At 61.2% G+C, this 15,453-nt stretch carries 14 protein-coding genes; all 14 read left to right on the top strand.

Annotated elements, in window-relative coordinates; genetic code table 11:
* Positions 1-130 precede the first annotated feature (130 nt).
* The 14 genes from RIE53_11310 to RIE53_11245 all read left to right on the top strand — a co-directional run bounded on the left by RIE53_11310 (position 131) and on the right by RIE53_11245 (position 15,453).
* Complete coding sequence (locus RIE53_11310) at positions 131-829, top strand: tetratricopeptide repeat protein (GenBank protein ID MEQ9105269.1); 699 nt, start codon at positions 131-133, stop codon at positions 827-829.
* Positions 829-2,217, top strand: coding sequence for a sigma-54 dependent transcriptional regulator (locus tag RIE53_11305; GenBank protein MEQ9105268.1), 1,389 nt, complete (start codon positions 829-831; stop codon positions 2,215-2,217). Before RIE53_11310 ends, RIE53_11305 begins: the two co-directional genes overlap by 1 nt.
* Positions 2,210-2,929, top strand: coding sequence for an ABC transporter ATP-binding protein (locus RIE53_11300; protein ID MEQ9105267.1), 720 nt, complete (start codon positions 2,210-2,212; stop codon positions 2,927-2,929). Before RIE53_11305 ends, RIE53_11300 begins: the two co-directional genes overlap by 8 nt.
* 16 nt (positions 2,930-2,945) lie before the next feature.
* Positions 2,946-3,608: a pyridoxamine 5'-phosphate oxidase gene (gene pdxH, locus RIE53_11295; GenBank protein MEQ9105266.1), complete on the top strand. Its 663-nt coding sequence runs from the start codon at positions 2,946-2,948 to the stop codon at positions 3,606-3,608.
* A gap of 124 nt (positions 3,609-3,732) precedes the next feature.
* Complete coding sequence (locus tag RIE53_11290; protein ID MEQ9105265.1) at positions 3,733-5,559, top strand: PDZ domain-containing protein; 1,827 nt, start codon at positions 3,733-3,735, stop codon at positions 5,557-5,559.
* Positions 5,560-5,618: 59 nt separating this feature from the next.
* Positions 5,619-6,695 (top strand): bifunctional oligoribonuclease/PAP phosphatase NrnA, encoded by a 1,077-nt coding sequence (locus RIE53_11285; GenBank protein ID MEQ9105264.1) that lies wholly within the window; start codon positions 5,619-5,621, stop codon positions 6,693-6,695.
* Positions 6,696-6,700: 5 nt separating this feature from the next.
* Complete coding sequence (locus tag RIE53_11280) at positions 6,701-8,197, top strand: leucyl aminopeptidase (protein MEQ9105263.1); 1,497 nt, start codon at positions 6,701-6,703, stop codon at positions 8,195-8,197.
* Positions 8,198-8,200: 3 nt separating this feature from the next.
* The gene (gene pdxA, locus RIE53_11275) at positions 8,201-9,187 is read left to right on the top strand and encodes a 4-hydroxythreonine-4-phosphate dehydrogenase PdxA (GenBank protein ID MEQ9105262.1); all 987 of its coding nucleotides are present in this window, start codon (positions 8,201-8,203) and stop codon (positions 9,185-9,187) included.
* Complete coding sequence (locus RIE53_11270; protein ID MEQ9105261.1) at positions 9,177-9,923, top strand: class I SAM-dependent methyltransferase; 747 nt, start codon at positions 9,177-9,179, stop codon at positions 9,921-9,923. Before pdxA ends, RIE53_11270 begins: the two co-directional genes overlap by 11 nt.
* Positions 9,920-10,618: an ATP-binding cassette domain-containing protein gene (locus tag RIE53_11265; GenBank protein MEQ9105260.1), complete on the top strand. Its 699-nt coding sequence runs from the start codon at positions 9,920-9,922 to the stop codon at positions 10,616-10,618. The genes RIE53_11270 and RIE53_11265 overlap by 4 nt, the downstream gene beginning before the upstream one ends.
* Before the next feature lie 96 nt (positions 10,619-10,714).
* Entirely contained in the window at positions 10,715-12,427 is a 1,713-nt protein-coding gene (locus tag RIE53_11260) for a sodium:alanine symporter family protein (GenBank protein MEQ9105259.1), read from the top strand.
* Between the two features lie 3 nt (positions 12,428-12,430).
* A complete protein-coding gene (gene upp / locus RIE53_11255) occupies positions 12,431-13,060 on the top strand; it encodes a uracil phosphoribosyltransferase (protein MEQ9105258.1) in 630 nt (209 codons plus the stop codon).
* An 11-nt stretch (positions 13,061-13,071) separates the two neighbouring features.
* The gene (locus RIE53_11250) at positions 13,072-14,991 is read left to right on the top strand and encodes a Na+/H+ antiporter NhaC family protein (protein MEQ9105257.1); all 1,920 of its coding nucleotides are present in this window, start codon (positions 13,072-13,074) and stop codon (positions 14,989-14,991) included.
* Positions 14,992-15,099: 108 nt separating this feature from the next.
* On the top strand, positions 15,100-15,453 hold the full coding sequence (locus RIE53_11245; protein MEQ9105256.1) for a phosphomannose isomerase type II C-terminal cupin domain: 354 nt from the start codon (positions 15,100-15,102) through the stop codon (positions 15,451-15,453).

Here is a 15,453-nt window from a genome sequence, read left to right as displayed (position 1 = left end):
GTCAATGGGCATGTCATATGCACCAAGAAGTCATTAATTATGCGGTTTGATAGACCCGTGCTTTTGCCGTAATTTGGTATGCTCTGCCGAGCAGTCCTCTACCGCTTTCTGTATCCATCCTGCACTTCGCATGTCCACACTGAAACCCACCCGGAAAGTATCCCGCCGCCACGAATTGCGCGAAGATACCGTTGTCACGCTCTATGCCCGTGCCATTGACATCTACGAGAACCAGCGAAATCTGGTATACGGCGCCATCGGGGGCATTGTGCTCATTGCACTCGTCATCGTGGGCCTGGCGTGGAATTCCAGTGTCCGCAACGAAGCCGCGTTGTCCGAAATGGCTTTTGCCGTGGATCGTTACGAAGACGGTGCGTACCGGGCCGCCCTGGATGGGGACATCACGTTCACCGGTTTGATTGATATTGCCGAGGAGTATGGTGGAACGCCGTCGGGCAACCTGGCCACCTTCTATGCGGCCGATGCCCTGTACCGGGTCGGCGATCATGATCGTGCCCTGGAGTATTTCCGCAAGTACGACAAGAGTGCGGATTACCTCGGCGCATCGGCCCTCGCCGGCGAAGCGGCCATCCTGGAAATGCGGGGCGAACACGAGACCGCCGGCGATCTGTATCTGCGGGCCGCACGCATGTTCGAATCGTCCATCTCCACACCGAATTATCTGATGGATGCCGGTCGTGCCTTCACGGCCGCCGGCGAAACGGACCAGGCCGCGCGGGCCTACCAGGAGATCAAATCCGATTGGCCGGAATCGACGGCCGCCCAGAACATCGACTTCTACCTGGCCGCGGTCGCTGCCGGAAACTGATGGCCGTTCCCAGCATCCTCGTCGTCGACGACGAAGCGGCCATCCGCCGCTCGTTGCGGGAAATCCTCGAGTACGAGGATTACTCGGTGGATGAGGCAGAGGACGGCGAGCAGGCGCTCGAGAAGCTGCGGTCCGGGACGTACGATGTGGTCCTGCTGGATGTCAAGATGCCCAAGCGGGACGGCATGGAGGTGCTCACGGAGATGGGCCGCATGCAGTGCGAGGCACCGGTCGTCATGATTTCCGGGCACGGGACCATCGAGACGGCAGTCGAAGCCACCAAGTTGGGTGCGTTCGATTTCGTCGAGAAACCGCCGGACCTGAACCGACTGCTGGTTACGCTGCGCAATGCCATGGACCGGGGGCAACTGGTTGCCGAGAACACCCGGATGCGCCAGACCATCGTGGAGCGGCACGAGGGGGATGTGACGCCCATTCTGGGAGAAAGTGCGGCCATCCGGCAGATCACGGAGACCATTGACCGGGTGGGCCCCACCGAAGCGCGGGTGCTGATAACGGGCGAGCCCGGGACCGGAAAGGAACTCGTCGCGAAATGGGTGCACCGGAAGTCCCACCGGACGGACGGACCCATTGTCGAAGTGAATTGCGCGGCCATTCCGGGTGAACTGATTGAGAGTGAGCTGTTCGGCCATGAGAAGGGCAGTTTCACCGGGGCCACGAAGCAACGGATTGGCAAATTCGAGCAGGCGCACAACGGAACGCTTTTCCTGGACGAAATCGGGGACATGAGTCTGTCCGCCCAGGCGAAGGTGCTTCGGGCCCTTCAGGAAAACCAGATCACGCGGGTGGGAGGGGACCGCTCCATCCCGGTGGATGTCCGGGTGATCGCGGCGACCAACAAGAACCTGTTGGAACAGATAGAACGGGGGCAGTTCCGGGAGGACCTGTACCACCGGCTGTCCGTCATTCTCATCCATGTCCCGCCGCTCAGGGAGCGCCGGGAGGACATTCCCATCATCACGAACCATATAGCCGACCGGATTGCCCGGCGGAATGGCCTCGAGCCTAGACCGTTCTCGGACGAGGCATTGACCGCGCTGAAGGCGTTTGAATGGCGCGGCAACGTTCGCGAACTGCACAATGTGGTCGAGCGGTTGACCATCATGAGCACCGGAGACCGGATTGGACACCTGGACGTGGAACGGTACGTGGCGCCGGGAGGGGCATCGGTCAATCCCATCGTCGGACTCATGGACAAGTTCGATCAGTTCCAGGACTTCCGGGACCGTGCCGAGAAGATGTTCATCGAGCACAAACTGGAGCAATTCGACTGGAATATCAGCCGGACGGCCGAAGCCATCGGCATCCAGCGGTCCCACCTGTACAACAAGATGGGCAAGTACGATATCCAGCGAAACGATGAGTAGCGACGGAGCCGAACCCCTGGTCCGGGTGCGTGCACTCGTGAAGTCGTATCCGGCCATTTCCGGTGGCCGCATTGAAGTGCTCAGGAATGTGAACCTGTCGGTTCGCCGGGGCGAAGTCGTGGCCATCGTCGGGGAGAGCGGCTCCGGGAAAAGCACCTTGTTGCACGTCCTGGGAGCGCTGGATCGCCCGGATTCGGGGGATGTGCTGTTCCAGGGAAAGGATATTTTCACCGGCTCCGACGACGCCCTTTCCCTTTTCCGGAATCGCCGACTGGGGTTCGTTTTCCAGTTCCATCACTTGCTGCCCGAGTTCTCGGCACTGGAGAATGTGTTCATGCCGGCCCTGATTGCCGGAACGCCCATGGACCGGGCACGTGTGCGCGCCGCGGAACTGCTGACGGTCGTGGGATTGTCCGACCGGTCCGCCCACCGACCGGCCGAGCTGTCGGGAGGGGAGAAGCAGCGGGTGGCGATTGCCCGGGCGCTGATGAACGATCCCGATCTGGTGCTGGCCGACGAACCGACGGGCAATCTGGACGAACAGACGGCCCATGCCCTGCACGAGGAATTGCTGAGGTTGAGCCGGGACATGGGCCAGACGTTCATCCTGGTCACGCACAACCCGGCGTTCGCCGCCATGGCGGACCGTACCCTGACCCTGGATCGCGGCATCCTGCTCGAAACCCCTCCCGTTCTTCCACAGCCTTCGTGACCGTTCCTGCAGCATCATGAGTTTGCTATCCACGTTTCGTGCCCTCGCAACGGCCGGAAAAGGCCTGGTCGTCGGAATGCCCGATGCAACGGCCGACGCCGATCCCATCGCCCTGTTTTCCGAATGGTTCGCGGCTGCCCGGAAGTCGGGACTGTTCCTTCCGGAAGCCTTGTCGCTGTCCACGGTGTCGGCGGATGGCCGCCCGTCCAGTCGCATGGTGCTGCTGAAGTCGGCGGATGAACGCGGGTTCGTGTTCTATACGAATCTGGAGTCGAGGAAGGCGGACGAGATGAACGCCAATCCGCACGTGGCCCTGCTTTTCCATTGGCCCGTGCTGGAGCGCCAGGTCCGCGTTGAAGGTCGCGTGGAGCCGGTCTCCAGGGAAGAAGCGGAGGTCTATTTCCGGAGCCGACCCCGCGGCAGCCGGATCGGGGCGTGGGCCTCCCGGCAGAGTCGTCGGCTCGGCAGTCGTGCCGAGCTCGAACAGGCCGTGAAGGACGTGGAAGCCCGGTATGCCGGGGCAGATGTCCCGTTGCCTGAGTGGTGGGGCGGGTATCTGGTCCAGCCCGAACGGATGGAATTCTGGCAGGGAAGGCCGTTCCGGTTGCATGACCGGTTGGTTTTCACTCGTCCCCATCCGGAGGCAGGAACGTGGGACACGGAACGGCTCTATCCGTAGTGTGATCATGCCCTGGTCCGGACCGCGCGTCGCAAAGGTTATGCTCCGGTCCGCCATGTGTCTTTCCCTCAAGAACAGGACAACCATGTCTTCTGTATCCAGAATGCCTAATCCGAACCGGTTCATGATGTCTCTCCTTGGCCTGACCCTGGCCCACGCCGTGCTCCTTGCGCATACGGTATGTGCCGGTGAGCCGACGCCGTCCGTGGAATACGAGCTCCGCTTTGATCGGATTGAACACCACGAGGCGGATGTCCGGGCCACGTTTTCCGGTCTGGATGCCGGGAAACCCGTGGAACTGCGGATGAGCCGGACATCCCCCGGGCGTTACGCCATGCACGAGTTCGCAAAGAATGTCTACGATGTCGTGGCAACCGACGAGGCGGGACGCACACTGCGCATAGAGCGTCCGAATCCTTACCAATGGAACGTTGTGGGGCATTCCGGGACCGTGCACGTCCGGTATACCCTCTTCGCTGACCGGGCGGACGGCACCTATTCGTCGCTCGATCGCACGCACGCGCACCTGAACATGCCGGCGACCATCCTGTGGGCGCGGAACATGGATGCGGCTCCCATCCGGATCCGGTTCGTTCGCCCCCACCCGGAATGGACGATCGCGACGCAACTCGTTCCGACGAACGACCCCGAGACGTTCACAGCGCCTGACCTGGCCTATCTGTTGGATTCTCCCACCGAAATGGCCGCCCTGGAGTGGCACACGTGGACGGTGGATGATGGGACGCGTCAGTCGGAACACCGGATTGCCCTGCACCACACAGGCTCCGTGCAGGAAGGGGAGGCCTTTGCCCGCAACGTCCGCGCCATCGTCGACGCCCAGTGGAACGTATTCGGGGAATTGCCGGCGCATGATTTCGGTACCTACACCTTCATCGTATGCTACATGCCCCACGCAGTGGGAGACGGCATGGAGCACCGGAACTCGACGGTGGTTACGAATCCGAATCCCCTGACCCCGGACGGCCTGTCGAACCTGGGGACCATGTCGCACGAATATTTCCACCAGTGGAACGTGGAACGGATTCGACCGGCCGATCTGGAGCCCTTCGATTTCGAGGCAGAAAACATGACCGATCTGCTCTGGTTCGCCGAAGGGTTCACTTCGTATTACACCGGACTCTCCATCCATCGGGCAGGGCTGACCAGCGTTGCGGACTACGCCGCCAGCCTGTCGGGCACCGTCAACGCGGTGGTCAACCTCCCGGGACGGGCACACCGATCCTTGGTTGAAATGAGTCAGTATGCCACGTTCGCGGACCAGGGCAGCTTCCTGGACCCCATGAACACGGCCAACACGTTCATTTCCTACTACACGTGGGGGAGCGCAATCGGACTCGCTCTGGACGTCACGCTCCGGACGGAATTCGATACCTCGGTGGATGTCCTCATGCAACGGATGTGGGAACGGTACGGTCAGGCCGAGGTGCCGTACACTCTTGAGGACCTTGAGCATGTGCTGGGTGAGGTGGCCGGCGATCGCGGTTTTGCCACCACATTCATGGACCGGTACGTACGTGGCCACGGGGTCCCGGACTATGCGGAACTGCTGGCGCGCATGGGGCTGCAGCTGGAATCCGCCCACCCCGGACCCGGCTTGATGGCAGCACTCGTGCCTGCGTCGGATGGGATCCTGGTGGCGGCCGCACTGGAAGGAACGCCCCTGTTCCGTGCCGGTGTATCTCCCGGCGATCGGATTACCCACGTGGACGGCCGACCGGTGTCCCACCCCGAATACCTGGAGGCGTGGGTGGCTCGCCTGGCGCCCGGTGATGGGATTCCGGTCACGGTGAATTCCCGGGGCGTCGTCTTCCAGACCGATATCGTGGTAGCGGAGGACCCGGCGGTCAGGGTGGTGGTCGACCCGGACGCGGACGCGACGGCGTTGGCGTACAGGGATGCCTGGCTGTGGGGACCCCGACTGAAGCGGTAGAACTTCCCCGGTCCCCGACGGTTTAACACGGACTATTTTTCCTACAGGTCCGTGTCTGCATGTCTGAAGCCTCCAAGGCCGTTGTTCTCAATGCGCTCACCCGAGCGAAGTCCGTCGTCATTTCCGTACACACGCGCCCCGATGGCGATGCCATCGGCTCCCAGTTGGGGTTGGGCCTGTTCCTGGAAAAGAAGGGCATAGACGTGCTCATGCTGAATGCGGACCCCCATCCGTACAACCTGGACTGGTTGCCTGGATCGGATCGGATTGTGATCTATGACGGAAGTCTGGAACAGGTCAGGGCGCTGGCGGATGCCGACGTCATCGTGATCGCCGACACGAATGCCGTGCACCGTATTGGCGACCACGGAACGCTGGTCAAGGACGGAAAGGCCACCACGCTGCTGGTGGACCATCATCCCGATCCTGAAGGATGGTTCGACCTCACGTGGCACCGTGATTCCGCTTCGTCCACAGGAGAGCTGGTCTACGAAATCCTGGCAGAATGGGATATCCAGGCCATGGATCAAGCCATTGCTGCCAGCCTGTACACCGCCATCATGACCGATACGGGATCTTTCCGGTATTCCAATGTGACGCCGGACCTGCACCGGCGGGTGGCCGATATCATTGAGCGGGGACAACTGGACGTGGCCGCTATCCATGCAGAGGTCTACGACAAGCGTTCGTCCGGTGGTATCCGGTTGATGGGGCGCATACTGGATACCCTCGACCTGCGGTTCGATGGTCAACTCGGCATGATGTCGGTGACGCGGGCGGCATTGGCCGATACCGGTGCATCGGTCGAAGAGACCGAAGGGATTGCGAACCAGATCCTGTCCATTGAAGGTGTCCGGGTTGCTCTCCTCCTGACGGAAACCGAGCGCGGCACCAAGATCAGCTTCCGTTCCAAGGCGGACGATCATGTCCACGGTTGGGCCCGGTTCTTCGGTGGGGGCGGCCACCGCAACGCATCGGGTGCGTTCGTTCACAAATCCCTCGAGGAAACCGTCCGGCAGATTGTCGATTCGGCTCCCCGTTACATTTCCTTCAATGAACCGGATTCATCCGACTCCCTGTCGGCCGAGGACGAGGACTATCTGTCCGCGCTCCTCGAAATGAAAAACAAAAACTGATGTCCATGAAAGTATCTGTATCGACCATCTCCCTTTCGGAACTGGACGTTGACCTGTTGTTGGTTCCCTGCTCGGCCGAGCAGGCCGCGGATGGTCTTGAAGTATTGTCCGAGGCCTTCGGTGACGTTGTGGTTCGCTCGAGGAGCGATTTTTCCGGTAAATTGGCCGATACGCTCGTGGTGTATCCCGACTCCGGGACGGCCAAACGACTCCTTATCGTGGGTGTGGGCGAGGAGGCCGACGTGAATGCCGAGCGCCTGCGTCGCGCGGCGGCGGCCGGGTCCGCCATCGCCATAAAAACCAATGCGGAAACCGTCGGGATTTCCGTACCGTCGGATTTCAATGTGGATGGGGACGTGGCGTCACAAGCGCTGGTCGAGGGATTCATGCTGGGGGCCTATCGATTCCGCAAGTACAAGACCGATGCGTCTGAAGATGAAGGCCCTCAGCGGTTGGTCATCCAGACGTCGGATCAGGACAAGCTGGTCCGTCGGGGTGCTGACCGGGGACGCCTGGTATCGGAGGCCGTCTGGTCGGCCCGTGACCTGGTCAACCTGTCGCCGGACGAGAAGACCCCGACCTTGCTGGCCAAGGCCATCGAGAAGTCGGCGAAACGGAGCGGCTATGAAGTGTCCGTCTGGGACAAGGCCCTCATTGAGGAAGAAGGCATGGGAGGCCTGCTGGCCGTGAACCGGGGTTCCAAGGAGCCGCCCACGTTTTCGGTATTGGAGTGGAATCCCGAGAATGCCCGGAATACACGACCGGTTGTCCTGGTCGGCAAGGGCGTGGTATTCGATACCGGCGGCCTCTCCCTGAAGCCCACCAAGAACTCCATGGATTACATGAAGTCCGACATGGCCGGCGCCGCTGCGGTCATAGGAACCATGGAGGCCCTGGCACGCATGGAGTTGCCATTGTACGTGGTGGGTCTCATTCCCGCCACGGACAACCGTCCGGGAGAAAACGCCTACGTACCGGGGGATGTCGTGAAGATGCACTCCGGTGCCACCGTTGAGGTCCTGAACACCGACGCCGAGGGGCGAATGATCCTGGCCGATGCGCTCTCGTATGCATCGACGTTCTATCCGGAAATCGTGATCGACCTGGCCACACTGACCGGTTCAGCCGCCGTAGCCCTCGGTGAAATCGTGGGCGCACTGATGACCAATGAAACAAAGGGGGCGGAAGATCGGCTCAAAGCCATGCTCAAAGCCGGCGAACTGTCCGGGGACCGGGTCCACCCGCTGCCCATGTTCGACGACTACAAGGATCAACTGAAATCGGAGGTAGCCGACCTGAAGAATGTCGGGGGCCGCGAAGGGGGGGCCATTACGGCGGCCAAGTTCCTGGAGCACTTCGTGGACTATCCATGGATGCATGTGGACATTGCCGGTCCGGCATTCCTGTCCACCGCTGGCCCGTACCATCCCGTGGGCGGAACGGGGTTCGGTGTCCGGCTTCTGGTGGAATACCTGCGCGCCTACGCCGAAAACAAACGCTGATCCATGGCTGAGCAGCGAATCCGGGTCGCCATTTCATTGGGCGATCCGAACGGAATAGGTCCAGAGGTCGTGTTGAAGGCATTGTCCGATGCCGATCTCCACCAGCGTGTGCGCCCTATTCTTGTCGGACCCCGGGAGGCCCTGGAGGCGTTCCCGGGACTGTACAATGCGGCGGAACAGGCCGCCGGGGGAGCACTTGCGGTTGTGCATGTAGCCTCATACCGGCCGGTACACGGACTCTTGTCGGCAGAGAGCGGCAATGTATCCATGGTGGCTGTGGATGCGGCGGTCGACCTGTGCCTGACCGGTCAGGCAGACGCGGTGGTCACGGCGCCCATTTCAAAGGAGGCCATCCATCTTGGCGGATGGGATTTCCCCGGTCATACCGAATTCATCGCCGGAAAGTGCAGCGGGTCGTCCTTCTGTATGATGATGGTCTCCGGTGGATTCCGTGTTGCTCTCGTGACGGCGCACGTTCCGCTGAGGGAGGTGGCTCACGAAGTGACGACCGCCGCCATCCTGGGAAAACTGGCTGTCGTGGGTGCAGCGCTCAAGACGGACCATGGTATTGCCCATCCGAAGATTGCCGTGCTCGGCCTGAATCCGCACGCCGGTGATGGCGGAATCCTCGGCGACGAGGAGACGACGGTATTGCGCCCCGCTCTGGATGCTGCGGCAGGAATGGATGTCACGTTGGAGGGTCCGTTCGCCGCCGATGCATTCTTCGGCAGAAAGGCCCACCTTCGCTATGACGCCGTTCTGGCCATGTACCACGACCAAGGGCTCATCCCGTTCAAGTCCCTCACCTTCGGGCGTGGCGTGAATGTCACGGCGGGTCTTCCCATCGTGCGTACATCCCCGGACCACGGAACCGCCTTCGACATTGCCGGGCAAGGGGTTGCCAACGCCATGTCCATGCGGTCCGCCATCGATGAAGCCTGCATCATTGCCCGCAACCGGGCACTTGAACCCGTACGCCATGCACGTTGAACCCTATACCGTCCTTGCCGGCATCTATGATGAGGTCATGGATTACGTGGACCATGAGGCATGGGCCGACTATATCCACCACATGCTGGACGAGCATGACCTGAATCCCGATGTCGTGGTGGAACTGGGCTGCGGAACCGGCATGTTTGCCGAGGAATTCCTGCGCCGGCGACGCGTTTCCTACGTGGCCACCGACGGGTCGGAAGATATGCTGGCCATCGCGCGGCAGCGTCTGCCGGAATCGGTCACTGCAACCCGGCTGGTCTATCCCGGAGCCCCGCTCGATGAAGCTGTCATGGGCGGACAACGTGCCGACGCGTGCATCCTCCTTTACGATGGCATGAATTACCTCCTCACGGAGGAGGCGGTGGAGGGGATGCTGGCCCAGGTGCGTGGCATGCTGGCGCCGGATGGGTTCCTGGTGTTCGATCAATCGACACCGGCAAATTCCGTGAACAATGCGGAGTTCTTCGAGGATGAGGACGAGCTTGAGGAAGGATCCTACAAGCGCACCAGCCACTATGACCCCGAAACGGGGTTGCATACGACGGTGTTCGAAATCACGACACCGTCCGGTTCGTTCGTGGAAGAGCATGTGGAGCGTGCCTGGACCTTCGATACCATTCGTGCCCTGCTGCAGCGGAGCGGCTGGACGGTACTGGCCGCCTATGACGGTTTTTCGCTCGATCCTGCGGATGGAGAAGCCGAGCGCATCCATTGGGTCGTGCGGCCATGATTGAACTCCAGGATGTATCGGTCACCTATCCTTTGCCGGACGGAAGCGAGAAGCCGGTCCTGGAGAACGTATCGCTCAAAATCGGCCGGGGGGAGTTCGTGTACCTCGTTGGACCGACCGGCAGCGGAAAATCTTCGCTCCTGAAGCTGCTGTATCGCGATGCAAAGCCGGGAAATGGTTCGGTCCGGATTGCGGACTTCGTATCGACCGGGAAAGAAGACGACGATACACCGTACCTGCGCCGCGCCATCGGGATCGTGTTCCAGGATTTCCAGCTGTTGCCGGACCGGAATGTGTACGACAACATCGCGTTTGCCCAGTATGTTACCGGGAAATCAGGAAAGGACGTCAAGAACCGTGTACTGCAGGTTCTGGCCCGTGTGGGTTTGAGCCACAAGCGCAACCGGTTTCCCCATGAGCTTTCCGGCGGTGAGCAACAGCGGGTGGTGATTGCGCGCGCCATCGTGAATGAGCCGTGGGTAGTGCTGGCCGACGAGCCGACCGGAAACCTGGATCCGGGGGTCGCGGATGAAATCCAGAAACTGTTGGTGGGACTGCACCGGAACGGGATGACCGTTCTCATGGCGACCCATGATTACCGGTTGGTCCGCAAGTATCCGTCCCGTACGCTCGCGGTCCTGAATCGCCGCATCGTGGAAGTGGATCCGAAGAGTCTTTCATCGGCAGATCGGTAGACAGCGTGGGCGTGGGCCAGTGGGTGCCTTCACGGTTTGCTCACGGAGGCGAGTGACGTTATATTCCTCGTTTGGCAACCACCAGACTACCTCTCAATGGAACTGCTCGCACACGTTATTGACGTCATCAATGGATACCTGTCACCTGTACTGGTGATCGGTCTGCTCGGCGTCGGCATCTTCTTGACCCTCCGACTCGGTTTTGTCCAGCTCCGCCGACTCGGGCATGGATTCGCCGTCACGACTGGCCGTTACGATGACGACTCGGAGCCGGGCGATGTGTCGCATTTCCAGGCCCTCACGACGGCACTCTCTGCGACGGTCGGCATCGGCAACATTGCAGGCGTGGCGCTGGCCATCCACTGGGGAGGCCCCGGCGCCCTGTTCTGGATGTGGGTTACGGCGTTCCTGGGCATGGCCACGAAATTCAGTGAGGTCACCCTGGCCCAGCATTACCGCGTGGAAATGGAAGGCGGCAAGATGGCCGGTTCCGTCGCGGGTGGCCCCATGTATTACATCGAGCGGGGCGTCAAGGACGTGTTCGGGTGGAATTGGAAGCCCGTCGCCATGTTCTTTGCCTTCATGCTCATGATCACGTCGTTCATGACGGGGAATGCCATCCAGGCCAATACCGTCGCGACGCAGGTTGCGGACAACTTCGGCATTGCCACGTGGATGACCGGCCTGTTGACGGCGACCGTCGTGGGTACGGTCATCATTGGCGGGATATCCCGGATTGGCCGCGTGACCAGCATCCTTGCGCCGGTCATGGCCGGCCTGTATGTGACGGCCGCATTGGTCATCCTGGCCCTCAACCTGGAAAACATTCTGCCGGCGTTCGGGACCATTTTCAGCGAAGCGTTCAATCCGACGGCCGGTGTTGCCGGTACCGGAATGGGCGTGTTCATGTTCACGCTCCAGTACGGTGTGCAGCGGGGACTCTTCTCCAACGAGGCGGGACAGGGTTCGGCCCCTATTGCCCACTCGGCGGCAAAGACGGATGAGCCCGTGTCGGAAGGCGTCGTGGCATTGCTCGAGCCGTTCATCGATACGATTGTCATCTGCACCATGACCGGGCTGGTCATCGTCATGACCGGTGCGCACGAGGCGCGTATTCCAACGGAAATCGGTCTGACGGACGGGAATGTGTCCTTCGTGGAAGCCAACGAGAACGGCCGGATTGTCACGACCCTGCCTCCGGAACTCTATACCGTCACGAACGGGGCGCCAACCGCCACACCGGACATGCCCCGCATGGCCTACTTCGATGTGGCCGTGGAAACATTCTACGTCGACCCGGACCAGACCATCCCGTTCTCGGGCGTCATTTATCCGGGTACCGCCCGAGCGGTATCGGATGACGGGACGGAATACGCCGTGCTCTTCGGCGACGCGGCCCGGAATTCATCGCCACTCACGACCCTCGGATTCGAGCGCGGGCTGGAGCCCATCGGCCTGGGTGGCGTCGGACGGTACCTGGTGTTGATCTGCGTCTTCCTGTTCGCGATCTCAACGGCCATTTCGTGGAGCTACTACGGTGACCGCTGTGCCAACTATCTGTGGGGCAAGAAAGCCATCGTGCCCTACAAGATCGTCTTCCTGATTTTCCACTTCGTCGGAGCGGTCCTGGCCATCACGACCATCTGGGACATCGGGGACGTGGCCCTGTCGCTGGTGACACTTCCGAACGTCATCACGCTCGTGCTGCTCTCCGGATTGTTGAAAAAGATCACGGACAGCTACTTCGAGCGCCAGCCCTGGAAGTCGCAGCCCAAGGAAGTCGAGCGTCAGAGCCGCGGTCACAAATAAACCATGTCGGCAGGCGTAACGGTCGTTGACCATCCGTTGCTCGGGCGTGATCTGACACGATTGCGGCGGGCGACGACGCCGTATGGCGACTTCCGGCAGATACTGGCGGGAGCGTCGGCCTATCTGGCGTACGAGGCGCTCCGGACCGTCCGCGTACGCCAGGTGACGGTACAGACACCCCTGGAACCGGCAGCAGGCATCGAACTGGACGAACAGGTCGTTGTCGTGCCCATCCTGCGGGCCGGTCTCGGCATGGTGGACGGATTCATCCGCTTCCTGCCCGATGCACGCGTCGGTCACCTGGGCATGTATCGGGACGAAACGACCCACAATCCGGTGGACTATTACGCAAATTATCCGGAAGGTCTCCGGGATGCGTTGGTCGTGGTGGTGGACCCCATGTTGGCCACCGGGGGAAGTGCCTGTGGTGCCATCCAGCACCTCAAGGACCACGGCGCACGCCGGCTGATCATGGTATCGTTGGTATCGGCGCCCGAAGGCATTGAGCGTCTGCACACCGCGCATCCGGATGTGCACGTAGTGACCGCTGCCATAGACCGTGAATTGGATGCCAACGCCTTCATCCGCCCGGGACTGGGTGATGCCGGCGATCGCATCTTTGGAACCTCTTGAATCAATCCGTCATGAACCCCAGTTCCCAATCCAGCCTCCGATTCCTGGTCGTATTTTTCCTGGTACTGGTTTCCGGTCTTGTCGTCCGGCAGGCAGACGCCCAGAGTTGGGGCATTTCGGGCCCCGATGTGGCCCTCACGGGCATCCCGTTCGACGTGAAACTGGATATTTCCCGTGATTCCCTGGCCCTGTCCTTCTATGAGGTGGTCGTGGATGGGCAGTCCTATGCTGTCACGTTGACGGACGACGATGAAGTAGTGGCCGAAGGCGTTCTTTCCGAGGTTTCGGGGGCCACGTCAATCACGCTGTTGCGCCAGGGTGTGTTGGTGGCTTCCAGGGATATCCACAAGCTGCCGCCGTGGACGTCCATCCTGCCACCGCTCATGGCCATCGTGATCGCGCTCATTTTCAAACGCGTGGTCCCGGCCCTTTTCCTCGGGATATGGCTCGGGGCGTTCCTGGCCATCGGTATCTCGTTCGAGGGGGTCTTTACCGGTCTGTTTGCCGCATTCCAGGTGTATGTGCTGAATGCGCTGGCCAATCCGGATCACGCATCCATCATCCTGTTCACGTTCATGATCGGGGGCATGGTCGGCATCATTTCCAGGAATGGCGGCATGCAAGGGGTGGTCAATCAGATCGTGAAATGGGCCAAGACGGCTGTCAAAGGGCAAGTCGCAACCGCCGGGCTGGGTGTGGCCATCTTCTTCGACGACTACGCCAACACCCTCGTGGTCGGAAATACCATGCGCCCGGTGACCGACCGGCTCCGTATTTCGCGGGAAAAACTGGCGTACCTGGTGGATTCAACAGCGGCACCGGTCGCCTGTATTGCGCTCGTGACCACGTGGATCGGATACGAGGTCGGACTCATCGGTACCGCGGTCGCCAACCTGGACGGACTGGACGAATCGGCCTATGCCCTCTTCCTGGCATCCATCCCGTATTCGTTTTACCCGGTCCTGGCCATTGCCTTCGTGTTCATGGTGTCCCTGACCAGGCTGGATTTCGGACCCATGTACGCCGCCGAGTTGCGTGCGCGCACGACGGGCGAGGTCATGTCGCCAGGCAGTCTGGCAACCGAGACGGGTGTGGACGCCGACGAAACGGCTCCGAAAGAGGGCGTCCCCCACCGTATGATCAACGCGGTGCTGCCTGTGGTTGTCCTCGTGGTTGGCGTCATGGTCGGCCTCTACGTTACCGGTGATGGGGACAATCTGCGGGACATCATTGGTTCGGCGAATTCCTACAAGGCGCTCATGTGGGCCTCCCTGCTGGGTGTGCTCGTGGCCGCGGTCCTGTCGGTATCCCAGCGGATCCTGACCGTGACGGAAGTCATGGAATCCTGGTACAGCGGCCTGAAGGGCATGCTGTTTGCCATGATTATCCTGGTCCTCGCTTGGTCGCTGTCGTCGATCACGGATGTCCTGCAAACCGCCGACTTCCTGGTGTCGGTCCTTGGCGATACTGTCAGCCCGTCGTTCATTCCGGCCATTGTTTTCCTGCTGTCTGCTGCCACGGCCTTCGCCACCGGTTCGAGCTGGGGCACCATGGGCATCCTTCTGCCCCTGGTGTTGCCCTTGGCCTGGGCGGTCATGGTCGTGAATGACATGGTGGCCGTGCATGATTACCACATTCTGTACTCCACCATTTCGTGTGTCCTCGCCGGATCGGTCTGGGGTGACCATTGCTCCCCGATTTCGGACACCACCATCCTTTCGTCCATGGCGTCCGGCTGTGATCACATTGAGCACGTCCGGACCCAGCTGCCGTACGCTCTGATGGTGGGCGGGGTCGCGCTCCTTCTGGGTACCATTCCGGCCGGATTCGGTCTGCCTTGGTGGGTGTCCATGCTGGGAGGCGGCATTGTCCTTTTTGCCATACTCCGGACCGTGGGCAGGAAGGCGGATGACGCCCCGGTGACGGCATGAGCCGGGACGCGGCCGAGCCCCACACGAAGGTCGGGCTCCAGTCCGTCAACCAAACTTGAGAAGCTCCGAGCCTCCAATCCTCACCTGAAATCTTTTACCCTGCCCGTCATGCCTGAAAACTTCCTCGATGCCGATGACCGCCCCTGGGGACGCTGGGAAGAGTACCTCAATGAGCCGGGTTACCGGGTCAAACGGATCGTGGTGGCGCCGGGGCAGCGACTTTCCTTGCAGCGGCACCGGTTGCGGAGCGAGCATTGGGTGATCGTGGCCGGGGAGGGCCTGTTCCATCTGGATGGGACGGATCGGCCGGTCGAGACGGGATCCACCGTCTTCATTCCGGTGGGCGGCATCCACCGGATCACGAATCCCGGCACCAAGCCCCTGCTGATTGTCGAGACGCAGCTCGGCATCTGCGACGAAGACGACATCGAACGCCTGGAAGACGATTACGGCCGGAGCTGA

This window comes from Rhodothermales bacterium (genome assembly GCA_040221055.1).
GTDB lineage: Bacteria > Bacteroidota > Rhodothermia > Rhodothermales > UBA10348 > 1-14-0-65-60-17.
Note: the sequence above shows the minus strand (reverse complement) of the source record. Positions and strands in the feature narration are given on the sequence as shown.

What these genes read in the sequence shown, in the direction of transcription:
- upp (MEQ9105258.1), top strand. Translation starts at nt 12,431, where the DNA reads ATGTCGGCAGGCGTAACGGTCGTTGACCATCCGTTGCTCGGGCGTGAT.
- RIE53_11305 (MEQ9105268.1), top strand. Translation starts at nt 829, where the DNA reads ATGGCCGTTCCCAGCATCCTCGTCGTCGACGACGAAGCGGCCATCCGC.
- RIE53_11270 (MEQ9105261.1), top strand. Translation starts at nt 9,177, where the DNA reads ATGCACGTTGAACCCTATACCGTCCTTGCCGGCATCTATGATGAGGTC.
- RIE53_11250 (MEQ9105257.1), top strand. Translation starts at nt 13,072, where the DNA reads ATGAACCCCAGTTCCCAATCCAGCCTCCGATTCCTGGTCGTATTTTTC.
- RIE53_11310 (MEQ9105269.1), top strand. Translation starts at nt 131, where the DNA reads ATGTCCACACTGAAACCCACCCGGAAAGTATCCCGCCGCCACGAATTG.
- RIE53_11290 (MEQ9105265.1), top strand. Translation starts at nt 3,733, where the DNA reads ATGATGTCTCTCCTTGGCCTGACCCTGGCCCACGCCGTGCTCCTTGCG.
- RIE53_11260 (MEQ9105259.1), top strand. Translation starts at nt 10,715, where the DNA reads ATGGAACTGCTCGCACACGTTATTGACGTCATCAATGGATACCTGTCA.
- RIE53_11280 (MEQ9105263.1), top strand. Translation starts at nt 6,701, where the DNA reads ATGAAAGTATCTGTATCGACCATCTCCCTTTCGGAACTGGACGTTGAC.
- pdxH (MEQ9105266.1), top strand. Translation starts at nt 2,946, where the DNA reads ATGAGTTTGCTATCCACGTTTCGTGCCCTCGCAACGGCCGGAAAAGGC.
- RIE53_11265 (MEQ9105260.1), top strand. Translation starts at nt 9,920, where the DNA reads ATGATTGAACTCCAGGATGTATCGGTCACCTATCCTTTGCCGGACGGA.
- pdxA (MEQ9105262.1), top strand. Translation starts at nt 8,201, where the DNA reads ATGGCTGAGCAGCGAATCCGGGTCGCCATTTCATTGGGCGATCCGAAC.
- RIE53_11285 (MEQ9105264.1), top strand. Translation starts at nt 5,619, where the DNA reads ATGTCTGAAGCCTCCAAGGCCGTTGTTCTCAATGCGCTCACCCGAGCG.
- RIE53_11300 (MEQ9105267.1), top strand. Translation starts at nt 2,210, where the DNA reads ATGAGTAGCGACGGAGCCGAACCCCTGGTCCGGGTGCGTGCACTCGTG.
- RIE53_11245 (MEQ9105256.1), top strand. Translation starts at nt 15,100, where the DNA reads ATGCCTGAAAACTTCCTCGATGCCGATGACCGCCCCTGGGGACGCTGG.